The sequence below is a fragment of the Rhodanobacter sp. UC4438_H5 genome (genome assembly GCF_052978405.1).
Genome location: NZ_CM129672.1, coordinates 2,763,158 through 2,781,481, shown reverse-complemented (window position 1 = coordinate 2,781,481; position 18,324 = coordinate 2,763,158). Strand labels below are relative to the sequence as shown.

The window sequence follows — 18,324 nt, the reverse complement described above, 5'->3', positions numbered from 1 at the left end:
AGGTGGCGTTGTCGCCTCACCGGGAGAAGCCCGAGCAAGCTTCTGCCCGTCATTCCGGCGAAAGCACACTGCCGTCCGGAACAGTTTCGTGTCGTGACGCAAAAAAGCGCCATGGCGCAAGGTGAGGCGCTCTACAGTCGAGCGCCACTTACTCAGTGCCGTGATTCCCGCTTTCGCGGGAATGACGACAAGGTGAGTTCAAACTCTGAGTCGAGCTGCAGGCGACGACCACGCTGCGGTTGTGCGGCAATACTTCCAGTGTCCGCCAGCGAAACCATTCCGGAAGGCAGTGTGCTTTCGCGGAAATGGTGAGCAAAGGCTTGTCCAGGCCTCCCTATCGCCCCATCGCCTGCGCCGGCTGCATCTGCGCCTGTTGCATCTGCAGCATGGTCAGCTGGTCGAGCTGCCGGAACATCGCCTCCGGTGGCTGTTGCATGGCCGCGGCGTGGGTGGTCGTGGTGCAGGGCAGGAACGATGAGGAGTCGCGGGTCAGCACGCCGCTGTCCGGCCCGATGCGGCCGGTCTGCGGACCGGGCAACAGCTGCACCTGGTCCGGCTGGCGAGCGTGTACCGGCCGATCGAGCATGACGGCCGCGGTGGCGCGATCGAGCTGATCGGCGCTGCGCGCGATGCCGTACTGGGCATAGGCCGCACCGACGTGTTCGCGCATGTTGACGAATGCGGCATGGCGCGGGTGGTCCGGGCGGCGCAGGTCGCAAGGTTCGAGCGACGACGGATCGCGCGACGGCGTCTCGGCCACTCGCACTGGGGACTGGTACAGATGCGGCAGTTCGCGCCGCGACCAGTCGCGGCTGGCGTCGTCGACTGACCGGGCCACCGCGTCGAACACGCTGACCGGGGTGCGGCGCTCGACGGTAAGGTAGGTGTTCCCGGGCGCGCGCTCGTTGGTGACCAGATGCATCGCCATGGCCTTGCCTTCGCCGTGCAGCTCGACCCGCGCCGCCGGACCCAGGCGGTCGGCGCTGTGCCGGTCCAGCAGCGCGGCTGCCGCCCGCTCGCTGTGCTCGCCGTGCGCCATCCGCACTCGCTCTTCCATCGCGTGCACGTGCTGCAGCAGGGTGCCGTAGCTCGCGTGCAGAGGGTGGCCGGGATGGCGGAAGTCGTGCAGGTGCGGCGGGATGGGTGGAACGGCGGCGTGCGCCGGCGTTTGTTGCGTGGCGTGGGTTGCCGCGTGCATGGCGAAGGTCGTGGAGATCAGCTGCGCGGTGGCATCGAGCTCCGCGCGCAGGTTGCCCTCGGCCGCGTTCCGACCCCACAGCCGGCCCGGCGTGCTCCAGTGGCCCCGCGCGTCGCGGGTGTAAGCATGGCCGTCGGAGGCGTCCAAGATGTTCGTGGGCGCATGCAGTGCGTCGGTTACCGCATCGGGCAGGGGGCCGAGCTGTTGCCAGCCGCGTTGCGCGTAGATCGCCTGATAGCGCGCGGCGATGCCGCGGCGGGAGTGCGCCAGATTGTCGGCGAGGGTGGCATGCGCGGCGGCATCCAGGGCGGCGGTGCGTGACGGCGTGGCGGTTTCCACGTGCGTGCTCTTGAGGCCGTGCTCCAGTACGGCGTCGGTGACCGTGCGCGACCACGCTCCCGAGGCGGCATCGCGCTGCCATGGCGCGGGAAGCCGGCTGGATGTGTCTTGCGCACTGGCCGGCTGGGTGTACGGATCGCGCGGTGGGGCCGGGTGTGCCAGGGCCAGTTCCACCGCGGTGTTGTTGGCTTGAAACGTGAGTTGCGCAGCCAGCGCGGGATCGGCCCGGACACTGCGCCAGCCCGGCGTGGGCATGACGCCGTAGCCGACCACCGGATGGTTGGCCGCATAACCGATCTCGCCGGTGGGCACCTCCCGCGTCCAGCCATGTTCCGGATGCTGCGGGTCGTGGTGCCAGCGGCGGCCTTGCGCATCGGCCTGGTTGTGGATTTTGTGCTGGTCGTGCCAGTCGACCAGCTTGTCGCCGGCAACCGCCCCGCCGATGCCTCCCACGCCAGCGACGATCAGATCCAGCGGGCCGGACTCGATCCCCGCCGCGCCCAGGACTTGCGCCCCCAGCAGTGCGCCGCCGAGCATGCCCAGGTTGCGCGAGCCGAAATGCTCGACCGCCGAGGCGGCGCCCGTCGGGTTGTCCTGCTGCAGCAGGGTGGCCGTGTGGCGCGCGGTGGTCGTGGCGTCCCAGGCGACGGCGGCGGCGCTGGCGAAGCCCAATCCCTTGACGACGTTCGGGTGTACCCGGGTGGTGTAGTCCACATGGGTGATCCGGGAGAGGTTGCCCTGGACGCCCTCGACCACCCTGGAGGCATCGCGCTCGATCAACAGGCGTCGGGCCGTGTCCGGTGCCACCTTCGGGTTGTCGGTGATCGCTTCGGGCAACGTCTCGTGCCACAGCCGCTGATCCTGCCAACTGCGTTTGAGGCTGCGGGTGATCGCCGGATCGTGCAGACGCGCTTCGCGCGCCTCGATCAACGCCTGTCCCGGCGAGCGGGCATCGGTGCGGCTGTCGTAAAGCTCGCGGCCTTCGCGATCGAAGAGGCGGATGGGCGCGGTCGTTTCCGCGTGGATCGTGTCCAGGCTCGCCGGCACCTTGTCGTAGATCGCGTCGCGCGCACCTTCGGGGACGTGGCGGCCGTAACCCTTCTTGTCCAGATTGCGCCCATATCGCTGATCGACGCCGAGCTCGCTTTCCAATGCATGTGCCGCCACCACGCGCACCTCGACCTCGTAGCCCTTGGCCTGCAGGTCGCGGATCAGCTCGGCTGACCATGACCCGTTGCTCAGCGTAGTATCGAAGATGAAGTGCTTGCGCCCTGCCACTGCCGCCTCGCGCAACTCGTCGGCCCACTGGCCGGCATCGGCTTGGGTGTGACTTGACCAAGTGTAGGGATGGGCGGAGCGGAACTCCTGGACGCGGGGGTGGTAGTCGCGCAGTTCGTCGGGATCGATGTTGATCACATCACCCAACAATTCATTTCTGGCGGTCCGAGCCAAACCGCCTTTGCCGGCACCGGGTTGTCCCCCCAAGATGACGGCTTTGGGGTGATCGTGGGACATCTTCTCCAGCAGCTTGCTCTTTGGAACCACGCGCTCCTCGAAAACACGCGCATGCGTTCCCGGATCGAGGCGATCTTCGGACGAGGTCACTGGAACGCCCCCTTGTTTGCCTCAAAGTACGCATACAACTCGTTGAGGTCGCACAAACCGTCATTGCTCGACCGGGCGCTGAACATCAGGCTTTCCTTGGCTTCTGCCCTCGCGATCGCCTCCGCATCGCCACTGGCTTCAGCGGCGTGCAGTTCGGTGCGGGCTTCGTCAATAAAAGTATCAAGCGCGCCTTCCAGGGCCCAGATCGCTTGTTCGAATATCGGCGTTCCACGGAACGGTTTGGCGATGAGCTCGTTCAGATCGTTCTGCAGGGTCCGGACGTGCTCAGGGTAGTCCTTGAGCATTTCCCGCAGACGCTGCGGAACCGGGGGCGGGGGCAGTTTCGGCATCGTGATGTCCTTGTCGGTCGTGTCGATCGGAAGCGCCACGCATCGCCGGCATCCTGCGCCAGGCCTTGGGCGGTTCGTCGAGCCTACCGCGAATTCCGGCACGGGTCTGTCAGGTGTTTCGGCTTTTCATCGCAGGCGGCACAACCCGGGGATGCAGGCAACTTTTCCCGCGGGAGCCGCCATGAACGCCTGCGCCTTCGCGACGCTTCACGGCTTGCCGATGCTGAAATCCTGGCTGGCGGCAGGCTTGCCGTCGACGGTGATGTCCACGGTGTACTTGCCTTCCGGCCACAGGTCCGGGTTGTGCACCTGGAAGGTGGTGATCGCCGGGCCATCGGTGGCGATCGACTGGCTGATCTTGCTGACCAGCTGGCCGCCGCCTTCGAGGTAACGCCAGGTGGCGTCGATGGTGGCGTCGCGGCTGCTGCCCACGGTGGCCACGCTGGCGTAGAGCGTGTGATCGTCGGCGTCGAAGCGTTCGGCCGCGTGGGTGACCTGGTGGCCCTTGTCGACGGCGTCGCCCACGGTCAGCTTGGCAAAGGCCAGCGGCACCGGTGCAGCGGCCGCGGCCGTCGTGGTCGCCGGCGCGATGGCGCTGCTGGCGGCCGGCGCCGCGGGCGCGGTGTGCGCGGGGGCCGGCGTCGGCAGCACCGACGCCGCGGAAGCGGCATTGCCAGCGGGGGTCGCGGCGGGGGTGGCCGGTTCATCGTGCTTGCCGCAGGCGGCGAGCAGCAGCAGGCTGGCCAGGCCGGCGCCTTGCAACAGGCCCATCAAGACAGTTGATCGTTTCATCGGAACTCCATGGACGGTTGGTCGGCATGACCCACCCGCCGAGGCTAGCGCCGCGCAAATGAAGCGCCGATTAGCGGCCGCGCGCGCCTGCCGAACTTTTCACGCGGTGGTGACAGTGCGTTGCCGCAACTACTGGCGCACCGTGCGCGGGTTGTCCGGCGTGGCCGGCGTGCTGCTGCGGAACGGATTGATGTCCAGCCCGCCGCGGCGCGTGTAGCGCGCGTGCACGCGCAGCTGCAGTGGCGCGCAGCGGCGGGTGAGGTCGACGAAGATGCGCTCCACGCATTGCTCGTGGAATTCGTTGTGGGTGCGGAACGAGACGAGGTAGCGCAGCAAGCCGGCGTGATCGATCGGCGCGCCGCGGTAGGCGATCTGCACGCTGCCCCAGTCGGGCTGGCCGGTCACCGGGCAGTTCGAGCGCAGCAGGTGCGAGACCACGGTCTCCTCCACTGCGGTCGCCGCGGCATCCGCATGCAGGTATTCGGGCCGCGGTGGGCCGTAGTGATCGATGGCGATGTCCTGCGCGTCGAGCAGATCGCCGTCGAGGTCGACTACCGGCAAGGCCGCGGCGCGCAGCGGCGCGAGCTCCACGCCGACCACAGCACCGGCGACGGCGGAGAGGTCGTGGCGCAGGGTTTCGGCGAGCGTGTCGATATCGGCGATGGATTCCTGCGCGAAACCGTTCAAGTACAGCTTGAACGATTTCGACTCGATGATGTACGGCGACGCCGCCGGCACGCGGAACTCGGCCAGCGCCACCTGCGGCTTGCCGCGCGGGTCGAGCCACGACAACTCGTAGGCATTCCAGATGTCCACGCCGTGGAACGGCAGCGTCTCCGCCACGCCGATCTGCGCGCGATTGTCCGCGCGCGGGATCGGGAACAGCAGGCTGGCGTCGTAGCGGTCGGCGTAGACGGTGTCCTTGCCGAGCGGGGAATGTTCGGGGGTGCTCATTCGCCCAAGTTTACCCCGCCGCTTCTCGCAGGAGCCCGCTCGCGGGCGATGCTCTTGCTTTTGCGAATCCCGGCATCAGGAGCATCGCCCGCGAGCGGGCTCCTGCGGGTCTTTCGAGTTCCGTCCTTACGCGTTGACCATCCGCATTCCGCTGCTGACGTAGCGCTCGCCGCTGGCCGCGTCGGGCGGAAACACCGCGTCGATCGCCTTCAGCTCGGCGGCGCTGAGCTGCACGTCCAGCGCGCCGAGGTTTTCGTCCAGCCGGCTGCGCTTGCGGGTGCCGGGGATGGCCAGCACGTCCTCGCCCTGCGCCAGCACCCAGGCCAGCGCCAGCTGCGCAGGCGAGCAGCCCTTGTCGGCGGCGATGGCTTTCACCTGCTCGACCAACTGCAGGTTGCGCGCAAAGTTGTCGCCAACGAAACGCGGGCTGTGGCGCCGGTAATCGTCGGCCTCGAAATCGTCCGGCGAACGGATCGCGCCGGTGAGAAAGCCGCGCCCCAGCGGCGAGTAGGCGACCAGGCTCACGCCGAGCTTGCGGCACGCGGCGAGCATGCCGTTGGTCTGCGGGTCGCGCGTCCACAGCGAGAACTCACTCTGCAGCGCGGCGATCGAATGCACCTTGCAGGCGCGCTCCAGCGTGGCGCCGGAGGCTTCGCTCAGTCCCAGGTAGCGCACCTTGCCGGCGGCCACCAGCTCGGCCATCGCGCCGACGGTTTCCTCGATCGGCACCTGCGGGTCGACGCGGTGCTGGTAGTACAGGTCGATGGTGTCGATGCCGAGCCGCTTCAGGCTCGCGTCGCAGGCGGCGTGCACGTATTCCGGGCGACCGTTGACGCCCCGTGCCTGCGCGTCGTTCGGGTCCAGCATGATGCCGAACTTGGTCGCCACGAAGGCCTGCTCGCGGCGCCCCTTGAGGGCCTTGCCGACCAGCAGCTCGTTGGTGTGCGGACCGTACATGTCGGCGGTGTCGAGCAGGTTGAGGCCGCGCTCCAGCGCGTGGTGGATGGTCGCGATCGATTCGGCGTCGTCGTGTGCGCCGTAGAACGCGCTCATGCCCATGCAGCCGAGGCCGAGGGCGGAGACGCGGGGGGCAGCGGAACGGTTGCCGAGGGTGCGGGTCTGCATGCGGATGGCTCCGGTGGGTGAGGGTGGACGCATGGTGCGCCGTGACGGGGATTCGATAAATACTCAATAATGGCCATCATCATTCCACGAGTAACAACAATGGCGATGGACCGGCTGCAGGCCATGCGGCTGTACACGCGGATCGTCGAACTGGGCAGCTTTACCGCGGCGGCGGGGGACCTGGACCTGCCGCGCGCCACCGTCACCCACGCGATCAAGCGCCTGGAGGCGCGGCTGGGTGCGCAGCTGCTGCTGCGGACTACCCGCCGCGTGCAGGCGACCCGCGACGGCGAAACCTACTACCGCCATTGCGTGCGGTTGCTTGCCGACGTCGACGAGGTGGAGTCTGATTTCCGCGAGGCGCGGGTGCAGCCGAAGGGACGCCTGCGCGTGGACCTGCCCGCCTCGCTGGCGAGCCTGCTGGTGATTCCCGCGTTACGCGATTTCTTTGCCCGCTATCCGCAGATCCACCTGGACATCGGCACCGGCGACCGCTTCGTCGACCTGGTGCGCGAAGGCGTGGACTGCGTGCTGCGCATCGGCGAACTGGCCGATTCGGACATGGTCGGCCGCCGCGTCGGCCGTTTCGAGCTGGCCACCGTGGTCAGCAGCGCCTACCTGCGCCGGCATCGCGCGCCCGACTCGCTCGCCGCACTGCAGGACGGCCATGTGGCGGTGAACTGGATCTCGCCCACCACCCGCCGCGTCGAGCCGCTGGAGTTCATGGTCGGGCGCAAGCGCCGCGAGGTCGCGCTGCCCGGCTGCGTCAGCGTCAGCAGCGCCGAAGCCTATTACCGCTGTTGCGAGGCCGGCCTGGGCATCGCGCAGATCCCGCGCTACCGCGTCGCCGCCGAACTCAAGCGCGGCCAGCTGCGCGAGCTGCTGCCGGCGTTCCCGCCACCCTCGCTGCCGATGACCGTGCTCTATCCGCCACAACGCCAGATGCCGGCGCGCCTGCGCGTGTTCGTCGACTGGCTGGTGGAGCTGACGGCGGCGCTGCGTTGATGCTGCGGCGGACAGGCTCCTCGTTGCCGACAAATGGCGCGATCCGGCCAACCCTGGAAAAACAACAGCCCCTCGCCTGGGGCTCGGGGCTGCTGGCTGGTCAACGACCGGATGCGGGACGATCAGGAATGGCTTTTGATCGCCTTGCAGGTGGGGGCCGAGATGGTCGGCGCGGCGCCCATGATGCCCGGCGTCATGCGTGCCGAACAGTCGAACGTCCGTCCCGATTTCGTCGCTGCCGTATAGGTGTAATCCTGACCGCCCAGTGCGTCCGGCTTTCCGGCGTTGACGTCAGTGATCGTCAGCTCCTCTGAAGAGGCCAGGCCGAGCATGTGTGCGGTTTCGGTTTGCAAGGGCACCATCGCATCGGTCGTCGACATGGTGGCGCAACCGGACAGCGCCAGGGCGAACAGACAGCTGGCGGTCAATGCATTGCGTGTTTTCATCAATAGTCCCTATTTTGATGTCATTCCAACGTAGGTGAATGCACGGCACTCGAGGCGGATGAAACGCCTCACGCGGGTTGTTTCACAGGCAACAACCGCGCGCCAAGTCGAGCTTGCAGGGCGTGCCGGCCGGGCAATCTTGCCTTCCTGATACCGGTCCAGTCCAGAGTCGGAGTGGGTTGTTCGCATGTCGAACAGGTGGGTCTTTGCATCATGGCGATCCGCAACAAGCGTGTTCGCCATTCCGTGTCGTCCACCGGCCAGTTCCGCGGTAGGCGAAACCCTGCGGCGGCGCATCGTGCCGAAGGGGCGGGTGGCGGGTGACGTGGACCTTTGGCACAGAGTGGGCAAGGCGATATCGCGCTAGCATCGGCAGGACGTGTGTCGACGCAGCCACCGGCGGTTGCGCATCCGGGTTTGGGGAGATCAACAGATGTATTCAAGGTTCGGCAAGTTGCGCCTTTGTGGCGCGGTGTTTCTGGGGCTGTTGTCCGGCGTCGCCGCCGCGCATGGGCGGGTGCTCGACGCGAATGACTACGCGCAGGCCGAGCGTTTCATGAGCTACAACACCACGCCGCTGGTCGACCACGCGGTGACGGCCGTGCATTGGCTGGACGATGGCCATTTCTGGTACGTCGACCATGACCAGCGCGGCGATCACTTCATCCGCATGGATGCGGCCAGCGGCAAGGCCATGGCGTTGTTCGACCAGGCGAAGCTGGCCGCGGCGCTGGGCAAGGCCGGCGGCAAGCCGGTCGACGCGATGAAGCTGCCGGTGACCGCTTACGAGGCGAAGCCCGACGGCCGCATCGACGTCACCGTGCGCAGCAAGCACTACGTGTGCGACCTCGTCGCCGCCGAGGCCAGCTGCGTCGATCGCGCAACGCTGGTGAAGACCGGCAAGGAACCCGGCGCGCTGTCGCCGGACGGCAAGAGCGAGGCCTTCATCCGCGACTGGAACCTGTGGCTGCGCGACGTCGCGACCGGCAAGGAAACCCGGCTCACCACCGACGGCGTCGAGAACTTCGGCTACGCCACCGACAACGCCGGCTGGAAACACACGGACAAGGCGATCGTGGAGTGGTCGCCCGACTCGAAGCAGATCGCCACCTTCCAGCAGGACCAGCGCAAGACCGGCGAGATGTACCTGATCAGCACCACGGTCGGCCATCCGAAGTTGAAGAAATGGAAGTACCCGCTGGTGGGCGACAAGGACGTGACGATGATCGAGCGCGTCATCATCGACGTGGCGACGAAGAAGGTCACGCGCCTGCAGATGCCGCCGGACCAGCACCGTTCCACCCTGTGCGACGACGTCAGCTGCGGTCCGGACGGCGGCTGGGATGACGTGAAGTGGGCGCCCGACGGCAAGACCCTGGCCTTCGTCTCCACCTCGCGCTACCACAAGCACGCGTGGTTCCGCATCGCCGATGCGGCCACCGGCAAGGTGCGCACGGTGTTCGAGGAAACCTCGCCGACGTATTACGAAAGCGGCAACGGTGCGGTCAACTGGCGCTACCTGCCGGCCACGCATGAGGCGATCTGGTTCAGCGAGCGCAACGACTGGGGCAACCTGTACCTCTACGACCTCGACACCGGCAAGCTCAAGCACGCGATCACCACCGGCACGGGCAACGTCACCGAGGTGCTCAAGGTCGATGCGAAGTCGCGCACCGTGTGGTTTCGCGGCGTGGGCCGCACGCCGGGTGTGAACCCCTACTACCAGCAGTTCTTCAAGGTCGGCCTGGATGGCGGCAAGCCGGTGCTGCTGACGCCGGAAGCGGCCAACCACGAGATCACCCTGTCGCCCGATGGCAAGACCTTCGTGGACGTCTATTCGACGCCGACCGCGCCGCCGGTCACCGTGCTGCGGGCTGCCGACGACGGCCGTACGCTTGCTACCGTGGCCCGCGCCGACATCACCCGATTGAAGGCGGCCGGCTGGGTGCCGCCGGTGCCGATCACGGTCAAGGCGCGGGACGGCAAGACCGAGTTGTACGGCATGATGTTCAAGCCGTCGCACTTCGATGCCTCGAAGAAGTACCCGATCATCGACTACATCTACCCGGGCCCGCAGACCGGCTCGGTGCGCGGGCGCAGCTTCTCTTCCGCGCGCGCCGACCACCAGGCGATGGCCGAGCTGGGCTTCATCGTGGTGGCGATCGACGGCATGGGCACGCCGTGGCGCTCCAAGTCGTTCCACGACACCTGGTATGGCGACATGGGCGACAACACGCTGCCCGACCAGGTCGCCGGCCTGAAGGAACTGGGCAAGCGCTACCCGTGGATCGACCTCGACCGCGTCGGCATCTGGGGCCACTCCGGCGGCGGCAACGCCTCCACCGGCGCGATGCTGCGCTACCCGGATTTCTTCAAGGTCGCGTGGTCCGAAAGCGGCAACCATGACAATCGCCACTACGAGGACGACTGGGCCGAGAAGTACCAGGGCGAGCTGGTCAAGAACAAGGATGGCAAGAGCAACTACGACGACCAGGCCAACCCCAACCAGGCGGCGCGACTCAAGGGCCGGCTGATGCTGGTGCACGGCACGATGGACGACAACGTGCCGCCCGGCAACACCCTGCTGATGGTCGACGCGCTGATCAAGGCGAACAAGGACTTCGACCTGCTGATGATCCCCAACGCCCACCACGCCTACGGCGACGCCACCCCCTACGTCACCCGCCGCCGCTGGGACTACTTCGTGCACTACCTCGCCGGCGACACGCCGCCGAAGGAGTACGAGCTGAAGGCGTGGCCGTGGAAGTGAGCGCGACCGTTTGATCGAGGGCAACGCAAAGGCCGGGTGCAAACCCGGCCTTTGCTGTTGCGGGAGCTCTCAGGCGTCGATGCGAGAGGCTTTGCCGGATGCGGCGCGCTCAATCCCGCGCGGTCTTCTGCGCCAGGCCCTTCGCCACCGCCTCGTCCAGCAGTTGTACCATCTGCTGCTCCGCCTTGGCGGAGGCGGCTTGCTGGCGTTCGCCGAGGATGGCCTGTTGCTTGCCGAGGACCTCTTGTTGCCGGCCAAGCTCGGCCTGTCGGGCGGCCAGGGCCGCCTGTCGATCGGCGACGTCGGGTTGCTGCTTGTCGAGCTGCACGCGGGCGGCGTCGAGTTCGCGCTCCCGGGCGTCCAGCGCGGCGGAGGGTGCGGCGGAATCGCTGCGGCCGACGAGGGCGGCGCGGCGGGCGGCCAGTTCGGCGGCCCTGCCGGCCAGTTCGGCCTGGCGCCCGGCGAATTGCCCCTGATCGGCGGCGATGCGGCCCTGCTGTTCGCCCAGTCGGCCCTGTTTCTCGCCCAGCGCGCCTTGCTGCTCGCCCAGCTTGCCCTGCTGTTCGGCCAGGGCGGAAAGCGGTGCGTAGATCGCCTTGGCCCGTTCGAGGGTGGCGCGGTCGCGGATCGTCCAGGACGTGTCGCCGCGGCGGAACCACAGCAGGGGCTCGCCGCGCTGATGCAGCCGGCGCACGGCGGCGAGATCGGCGTCGGTGCCGTTGACGGTGGTCGAGTTGCCGTCCAGCAGGGCGAAGGCGTAGCCGGTGTCGTCGTGGGTGCTGATCATCATGTGGCTGCCCATGCCGGTGATCGGTGCGGGCGGTGCGGGAGGGGCCGGCGGTGCTGGCGGTGCCGGCGGTGCCGGTGGAGCGGCCGGCGCGACCATGGCGGGCAACGCGGGCGCGGTGGCCGGTGGCGGTGCGGGCGGCGGAGGCGCCATCCACGCGGTGGAAGCATTGCGCGCGGGGGGCGCCGGTTGATCGGGCGCCGCGGCGGTGACGCGATACGGCAGCACGCCGGCGATCGCGATCACGGCAACCAGCAGCCAGCCCTGCACGCGCTGGCGGGGAAGCATCGGGGTGTGTTGCAACATGGTCAGTCGCCTCTTGAGATTGCCGAACGAAGGGGACGCGCCGGCCAGGCCGGCACGCAGGGGATGCGCCACGCCCAGCTGCAGCAGCAACCGGCCATAACGCTGCGGTTCGATGTCCGGCTGCGCCAGCACCTGCGCGTCGCACGCCGCCTCGCGCGCCAGTGCGTACTCGCGCATCGCCCACGCCACCAGCGGGTGGAAGAAGAACAGCCGCTGCGCCATGGCCGGAATCCAGCCCAGCCACAGGTCGCCGCGCCGCACGTGAGCCAGCTCGTGGATCAGCGCCAGCGATGCATCGCCTTCGCTCAACGCCTGTCCGGTCGGCAGCAGGATGGTGGGGCGACGCCAGCCGAGTACCTGCGGCGAAGCGATCGCGGCGGAGGCGCGCAAGGCCGGCGCGCGGCGCAGGCCCAGGGCGTGTGCCTGCGTCGCGCATTGCGCTTGCAGCGACGCATTGGCCACCGGCGTGGATTCGCGCAGCAGCCGGCGCGCTTGCCAACCCTGACGAACGATGGCCGGCAGCTGCGCCAGCAAGCCCGCCAGCCACAGCAGGGCCAGCGCCAGCGGCGCGTGCGCCAACCAGCGGGGCGCGGCGGGCGACGCCGGTGTCGGCGCGCGGTTCTCGTGCGGTGCCGCCGCGACGCTCGCCGTGGCGTTGACCAGCAGGTTGGCCGGCGCAGGCGTCGATACCACCGCCGCGTCGAGCGTGCGTTCGACCGCCGGCGGCGACAGCAGCCGCAGCTGCAGCGGCGCATGCCAGACCATGCCGGCCAGCAACTGTGCGCCGACCAGCCACCACAAGGTGCAACGCATCGCCGCCGACAGCCGCGGCAGCAGATGCACCAGCAGGGCGAGCAGGCCGATCAGAATCACCGCCTGCAGCGAAGTCCAGCCCAACCGGGCCAGCAGCGAGATGACGACGTGGTCGATGGACATGTCAGGACTCCCGCCGCCGGCTCTGCAACTGCGCCACCAGCGCCTCCAGCTCGGCCAGCTCGTCGTCGCTCACTTCGGCGCGCTCGGACATCCACGCCACGAACGGCGAGACCGAACCGCTCAGGGTCTTCTCGACGAAGCTGCCCACCGCGCTGCGCATCGCCTCGCCGGGGCCGGTGGCGATGCTGTAGCGGAACATGCCGCGCAGCTGCTTGCGCTTGAGATAGCCCTTGCCGCGCAGCCGCTCCATCATCGTCAGCACGGTGGAGCGGGCCAGCCCGCGCGGCTCGCCGAAGCTGGCGGCCACCTCGCCGACAGAAGCGGTGCCGCTCTCGTCGATGTGCTGCAGCAGCGCCAGTTCCTGGTCGCCGATGGAAGGTTTGCGCATGCCCGTTCCCGCTTGACTACAGTTGTAGGCAAGCTACGCCATGCTTACATCTGTAGTCAATAGCCCGCGTGGCCACCCTGCCGAAGGTCATGCAGCGGGTTACGGTGTCGCCACGCGGGTCGCCTGGGTGAAGATCACTTGCCAGCGGCCGTCGCGCTCGCGCCAGATGTCGGCAAAGCGCAATCGCGCCTTGAACGGCTTGCCCTCGCTGCTGCCCTCCAGCGTGGCCACGCCGCCGAGCACGGCGCCACCGGGCCAGTGGCGCACGACCTCGTGCTCGACCGTGAACGGTTTCAGCGAATAGCCGGGGGCGGTGTAGTCGCGGATGAAGTCCGCCTTGTTCTCGACCCGGGCGCGGCTGTTGAACAGCACGTAGTCGTCGGCGAGCAGGCGCTGCAGCGCCGCGCCATCGCCTTCGACCTGGGCGCGGTCGAACGCGGCCACCGCGCGGGCCAGCGCGGGCGGCAAGGAGGCGTGCGGCGCGGTTGCCGCGGCGGGTGCGGTACCCAGCATAAACGCGAGCAGGGTGGCGGACAGTTTCATGGTGGCCTCCGTCGAAGACCCGGCGAGCGGCCGGGCATGGCTCCGACGCTAGGACTCCGGCCAGTGTGCCGCTATCAAATTCTTGCCCGTGCGGGCCAGCGCCGACGGATGCAGGGTCGCGCGCGCGGCGCGCGGGGTCAGTCCGACATGTCGCCGGAAGGTGGCGCCGAAATGGCTCTGATGACTGAAGCCCAGCTCGCTGGCCAGTGTGGCGAGATTGTCCGCGCCGTGGGCGAGGCGGTCGAGCGCGAGCGCGATGCGCAAGCGCGTGCGGTAGGCGACCAGGCTGCTGCCGCAGGTGCGGCGAAACAGGCGGGAAAGGTGGAACGGCGAGCAGCCGGCATGGGTGGCCAGTTCGGCCAGGCCGACGGCCGCGGTCGGATCGGCCAGCAGCACTTCCCGCACGCGATCAAGCCGACGCCGGGTGGCATGAGACAGCGGCGCGATGCTCGCCGCCGTATCGTGCCGAAGCACGGCAGTGCAGAGCTCGGCGGCCGCTTCCTCCACGCGCAGACTGTCGCGCTCGCCGTGGGCGAGCGCCGCGTGGAGCGCACGATGCCGGTACTGGTCGATGGCCTCGACCGGCCGCGCCGCGTCGGCCGACCCGCGCAGGCGCCGGCCGAACAGCGCCTCCTCGTGTGCGGGCGCCACCTCGAAACAACTGCCGGCGTCGCCGCCCTCGAACGGGTGCGAGATGCGGTAACTGTCGCCGGCGCGGTAGAGCAGGGCGGTGGCGGGGTCGCCCACGTATTCCGCGCCGCGCACGTGATAACCGAAGCCGCCACGCCGCAGCAGTACCAGGTGAGTGCGCTCGTCGCCGCGTTCGCCGCCGCAACCACCGCGCGGGTGGCTGCAGTCGATGTCGGTGATCCGCAGCAGCGGACTGTCGAACAGCACGGTGAGACGGGAGGCACCCATGGCTCGCTCGCTGGGGGCAGGGTGCGCCAGCGTCTCAGAACGCCATGTCGAACGCCACCTCGCCCTGCACGCCGACCTGGTAGGCCGAGACGCGACGCTCGAAGAAGTTGGCCAGCTCCTGCACATCCTGCAGGTCCATGAAGTCGAACGGGTTCTTCGCGCCGTACTTCTTCGGCATGTCGAGCTGGGCAAAACGCTGGTCGGCGCAGTATTCGAGGTACTGGCGCATGTCCTTCACCGACATGCCGGCCACGCCGCCGGACAGCACGTCCTCGGCGAACTGGGTCTCGCAGGCGATCGCGTCCTCCATCATCTGCTCGACCTGCGCGCGCATGGCGTCGTCGAACAGCTCGGGCTCCTGCTCGCGCACGGTGCGCACCACCTCGAAGGCGAACGCCATGTGCCCGCTCTCGTCGCGGAACACCCAGTTGGTGCCGGCGGCCAGTCCGTGCAGCAGGCCGCGCGAGCGCAGGTAGTAGACGTAGGCGAACGCGGCGTAGAAGAACAGGCCTTCGATGCAGGCGGCGAAGCAGATCAGGTTGAGCAGGAACTGGCGGCGATGCTCGCGCGTCTCCAGCCGGTGCAGACCCTGGATCGAGTCGATCCACTTGAAACAGAACGCACCCTTCTGCCGGATCGACGGAATGGTCTCGATTGCCGCGAACGCGCCGTTGCGCTCGGCCGGGTCGGGAATGTAGGTGTCCAGCAGGGTGAGGTAGAACTGCACGTGCAGCGCCTCCTCGTACAACTGGCGCGACAGGTACATGCGCGCTTCCGGTGCGTTGATGTGCTGGTACAGGTTCAGCACCAGGTTGTTCGACACGATGGTGTCGCCGGTGGCGAAGAACGCCACCAGGCGCCGGATCAGGTGGCGATCGGCGGCCGACATCTTGGTGTCGAGGTCGCGCGTGTCCATCGAGAAATCCACCTCCTCGACGGTCCAGGTGTTCTTGATCGCGTCGCGGTACCTCTCGTAGAAGCCGGGGTAACGCATGGGGCGCAGGGTGAGTTCGAAACCGGGATCGAGGATGTGGGCGTTGCGGTTGGGTTGGGCGGACATCATTGTTCCTTCGATTCAAAGCTTGCGTGCATAAGCGTCATGCGCGAAGCGGCTGACATAGGTGGCGAGGCCGAGGCCCGCTTGCGCGAGTTTCTGCATGTTCGCGACGTGCTCGCGGCCGGTGGCCTCGTCGGTGTATTCGTAGGCATCACCGTTGACGAAACGGATGCGGATGAAGCCGTCGCCGTATTCGTACGCGGCGACGCCGGATTGGCCGTGGAGATTCCGGTAACGCTTCATCGCGACATCTCGTGGCGCTATTGGCAGGCCTCGCAATATTCCGGGTTCTCCAGTGAACAAAACACCGCGGCCGTGGCTTGGGCCTGATCGGGTACCGCCGCCACCGTGGTCTTGGCGATTCTTGTGGCCGGCCTCGAGCGCAGGTAGTACGTGGTCTTGATGCCGGCCTTCCACGCGTACATGTACATCGAGCTCAGCTGGCCGATGTTCGGGTTTTCCATGAACAGGTTCAGCGACTGGCTCTGGTCGACATATGCGCCGCGCGCGGCGGCCAGGTCGATCAGCGACTTCTGCGGCAGTTCCCACACGGTGCGGTAGATCGCGCGCAGGCGTTCGGGGATCGCGGCGATGCCCTGCACCGAGCCTTCGGCGAGCTTGATCGCGTCGCGGATTTCGGACGTCCACAGTCCCAGCGCCTTCAGCTCGTCGGCGAGATGGCGATTCACCTGCAGGAAATCGCCGGACAGCGTTTCGCGCTTGAACAGGTTGCTGACCTGCGGCTCGATGCACTCGTAGCAGCCGGCAATCGAGGCGATGGTGGCGGTGGGCGCGATGGCGATCAGCAGCGAGTTGCGCAGGCCGTGTTGCTTGATCTTCTCGCGCAGCGCGTCCCAGCGTGTGCTGTCCTGTGGCGTGGCGTTCGGCCAGTGATCGAACTGCAGCTCGCCATTGGCGGCACGGCTTTCGGCAAAGCCTGGATGCGGACCTTCGGCTTCGGCCAGTTCGGCCGATTGCGACAGAGCATTGAAGTAGATCTCCTCGGCGATGCGGGTGGACAGCGCCAGCGCCTCGGGCGAGTCGAATGGCAGGCGCAGCTTGAAGAACACGTCCTGCAGGCCCATCACGCCGAGCCCGACCGGGCGCCACTTCATGTTCGCGTTGCGCGCGGTGTCGATCGGGTAGAAGTTGAGGTCGATCACGCGGTTGAGCTGGCGCACCGCAGTGCGCACGGTCGAGGCGAGCTGGTCGAAGTCGAACGCGCCATCGCGCACATGCCGCGCCAGGTTCACCGAGCCCAGATTGCATACGGCCGTCTCGGTTGCCGAGCTGACTTCCAGGATCTCGGTGCACAGGTTGGACAGGTGGATCACGTTCCCGGATTTGGCCGTCTGGTTGGAGGTGGCGTTGCAGCGGTCCTTGAACGTCATCCAGCCGTTGCCGGTCTGCGCGAGCGTGCGCATCATGCGTGCGTACAGTTCGCGTGCCTTGACGGTTTTCACGGCGAGGCCGTCGACCTCGGCCTTGCGATAGGCAGCGTCGAATACTTCACCCCAGCTATCCACGAAGTGCGGCACCACCTTCGGATCGAACAGCGACCACTCGCCGTCGCTCTCGACCCGGCGCATGAATTCGTCGGGAATCCAATTGGCGACGTTGAGGTTGTGCGCGCGGCGGGCGTCGTCGCCGGTGTTGTCGCGCAGTTCGAGGAAGTCCTCGATGTCGGCATGCCACGATTCCAGGTACACGCAGGCGGCGCCCTTGCGCTTGCCGCCCTGGTTCACCGCGGCCACCGAGGCATCCAGCGTCTTCAGCCACGGCAGCAGGCCGTTGGAGTGGCCGTTGGTGCCGCGGATCAGCGAGCCGCGCGAGCGCACCCGCGAGTACGCCAGGCCGATGCCGCCGGCGAACTTGCTGAGCTTGGCCACGTCGGCGTACTTGTCGTAGATCGACTCCAGCGAGTCGACCGGCGAGTCGAGCAGGTAGCACGAGCTGAGCTGCTCGTGCGCGGTACCGGCGTTGAACAGGGTGGGCGAACTGGCGAGGTATTTCAGCGAGGACAGCAACCGGTACAGTTCCAGCGTCTCGCCGATCTCGTTGCCGCCCAGCGCGCAGGCGACGCGCATGAAGAAGTGCTGCGGTGTCTCGATCACCAGGCGCGTTTGCGGATGGCGCAGCAGGTAGCGGTCATACACCGTGCGCAGGCCGAAGTATTCGAAGCGGCGGGTGGCGAGCACGTCGATCGCGTCGTTGAACTTGCGTGCGTTGGCGGCCACGAAATCACGCAGGCGGTCGTTGAGGATGCCCAACTCGGCGCCGCGCGCGATCGACTGCGAGTAGCTCTGGATTTCCTGGCCGCCGACCTCCTTGTCGATGTACGCGCCGAGCAGGCGCGCGGCCAGCTGGCCATATTCGGGTTCCTCCGCGGTCAGCGCGGCGGCGGTGCGGATCGAGAGCTGATCCAGCTCGGCGGTGGTGGCGCCGTCGTACAGGCCGCCGATGGTTTTCAGTGCCACGCGCAGCGGGTCGACGCCGTGCAGCCCTTCGGCGCTGCGCGTCACGGCGCGCACGATCTTGTTGACGTCGACGGCTTCCTGGCCGCCGTTGCGCTTGGTCACGTGCATGGAGGCCGCGCTGTGCGGCGGGGTCAGCGCGAACGCGGTGTCGGTTTGGTGGGTGGCGGGTGTTTCGGCGGGCGCGACGGCGCGCTCGCGTTCGGCGGTATCGAGGGCTTGCATGGCAGGTGGCTCCGGCTGGACATCAAACGCCTGCTCCCGCGCGCAGGGCCTGATAGCGAAAGATTCCGGAGGCGGCGCGCAAGCCGGGCGCCGTGCGGCGACCTGG

At 67.8% G+C, this 18,324-nt stretch carries 15 protein-coding genes; 2 read left to right on the top strand and 13 right to left on the bottom strand.

What is annotated here, in order from left to right; all coding sequences use genetic code 11:
- Positions 1-334: 334 nt before the first annotated feature.
- The 5 genes from ACVCL9_RS12815 to ACVCL9_RS12795 form a co-directional block, all read right to left on the bottom strand.
- Positions 335-3,052 (bottom strand): zeta toxin family protein, encoded by a 2,718-nt coding sequence (locus ACVCL9_RS12815; RefSeq protein ID WP_447099514.1) that lies wholly within the window; start codon positions 3,050-3,052, stop codon positions 335-337.
- A gap of 86 nt (positions 3,053-3,138) precedes the next feature.
- Positions 3,139-3,531: a hypothetical protein gene (locus ACVCL9_RS12810; protein ID WP_447097836.1), complete on the bottom strand. Its 393-nt coding sequence runs from the start codon at positions 3,529-3,531 to the stop codon at positions 3,139-3,141.
- Positions 3,532-3,699: 168 nt separating this feature from the next.
- The gene (locus ACVCL9_RS12805) at positions 3,700-4,284 is read right to left on the bottom strand and encodes a hypothetical protein (RefSeq protein ID WP_447097837.1); all 585 of its coding nucleotides are present in this window, start codon (positions 4,282-4,284) and stop codon (positions 3,700-3,702) included.
- 129 nt (positions 4,285-4,413) lie between these two features.
- Positions 4,414-5,238, bottom strand: coding sequence for an NADPH-dependent 7-cyano-7-deazaguanine reductase QueF (gene queF, locus ACVCL9_RS12800; RefSeq protein WP_447097838.1), 825 nt, complete (start codon positions 5,236-5,238; stop codon positions 4,414-4,416).
- Between the two features lie 126 nt (positions 5,239-5,364).
- The gene (locus ACVCL9_RS12795; protein ID WP_447097839.1) at positions 5,365-6,363 is read right to left on the bottom strand and encodes an aldo/keto reductase; all 999 of its coding nucleotides are present in this window, start codon (positions 6,361-6,363) and stop codon (positions 5,365-5,367) included.
- 105 nt (positions 6,364-6,468) lie between these two features.
- On the opposite strand from ACVCL9_RS12795, the gene ACVCL9_RS12790 reads away from it, so the two are divergent.
- Entirely contained in the window at positions 6,469-7,368 is a 900-nt protein-coding gene (locus ACVCL9_RS12790; protein ID WP_447099515.1) for a LysR family transcriptional regulator, read from the top strand.
- Between the two features lie 122 nt (positions 7,369-7,490).
- Here ACVCL9_RS12790 and ACVCL9_RS12785 read toward each other — a convergent pair whose 3' ends face one another.
- Positions 7,491-7,814, bottom strand: a complete 324-nt coding sequence (locus ACVCL9_RS12785) for a hypothetical protein (protein WP_395120521.1) — start codon at positions 7,812-7,814, stop codon at positions 7,491-7,493.
- Between the two features lie 433 nt (positions 7,815-8,247).
- Between ACVCL9_RS12785 and ACVCL9_RS12780 the strand changes: the two genes are divergently transcribed.
- A complete protein-coding gene (locus ACVCL9_RS12780) occupies positions 8,248-10,584 on the top strand; it encodes a DPP IV N-terminal domain-containing protein (protein ID WP_447097840.1) in 2,337 nt (778 codons plus the stop codon).
- A 109-nt stretch (positions 10,585-10,693) separates the two neighbouring features.
- On the opposite strand, the gene ACVCL9_RS12775 is transcribed toward ACVCL9_RS12780, so the two are convergent.
- The 7 genes from ACVCL9_RS12775 to ACVCL9_RS12745 form a co-directional block, all read right to left on the bottom strand.
- Complete coding sequence (locus ACVCL9_RS12775; protein ID WP_447097841.1) at positions 10,694-12,613, bottom strand: M56 family metallopeptidase; 1,920 nt, start codon at positions 12,611-12,613, stop codon at positions 10,694-10,696.
- Position 12,614: 1 nt separating this feature from the next.
- Positions 12,615-13,001, bottom strand: coding sequence for a BlaI/MecI/CopY family transcriptional regulator (locus tag ACVCL9_RS12770; RefSeq protein WP_395120517.1), 387 nt, complete (start codon positions 12,999-13,001; stop codon positions 12,615-12,617).
- Between the two features lie 99 nt (positions 13,002-13,100).
- Complete coding sequence (locus ACVCL9_RS12765) at positions 13,101-13,544, bottom strand: nuclear transport factor 2 family protein (protein WP_447097842.1); 444 nt, start codon at positions 13,542-13,544, stop codon at positions 13,101-13,103.
- A 48-nt stretch (positions 13,545-13,592) separates the two neighbouring features.
- Entirely contained in the window at positions 13,593-14,462 is an 870-nt protein-coding gene (locus ACVCL9_RS12760) for a helix-turn-helix transcriptional regulator (RefSeq protein WP_447097843.1), read from the bottom strand.
- A 34-nt stretch (positions 14,463-14,496) separates the two neighbouring features.
- Complete coding sequence (locus ACVCL9_RS12755) at positions 14,497-15,522, bottom strand: ribonucleotide-diphosphate reductase subunit beta (protein ID WP_447097844.1); 1,026 nt, start codon at positions 15,520-15,522, stop codon at positions 14,497-14,499.
- 15 nt (positions 15,523-15,537) lie between these two features.
- A complete protein-coding gene (locus ACVCL9_RS12750) occupies positions 15,538-15,762 on the bottom strand; it encodes a hypothetical protein (RefSeq protein WP_447097845.1) in 225 nt (74 codons plus the stop codon).
- Between the two features lie 17 nt (positions 15,763-15,779).
- On the bottom strand, positions 15,780-18,218 hold the full coding sequence (locus ACVCL9_RS12745) for a ribonucleoside-diphosphate reductase subunit alpha (RefSeq protein WP_447097846.1): 2,439 nt from the start codon (positions 18,216-18,218) through the stop codon (positions 15,780-15,782).
- Between the last annotated feature and the right edge of the window lie 106 nt (positions 18,219-18,324).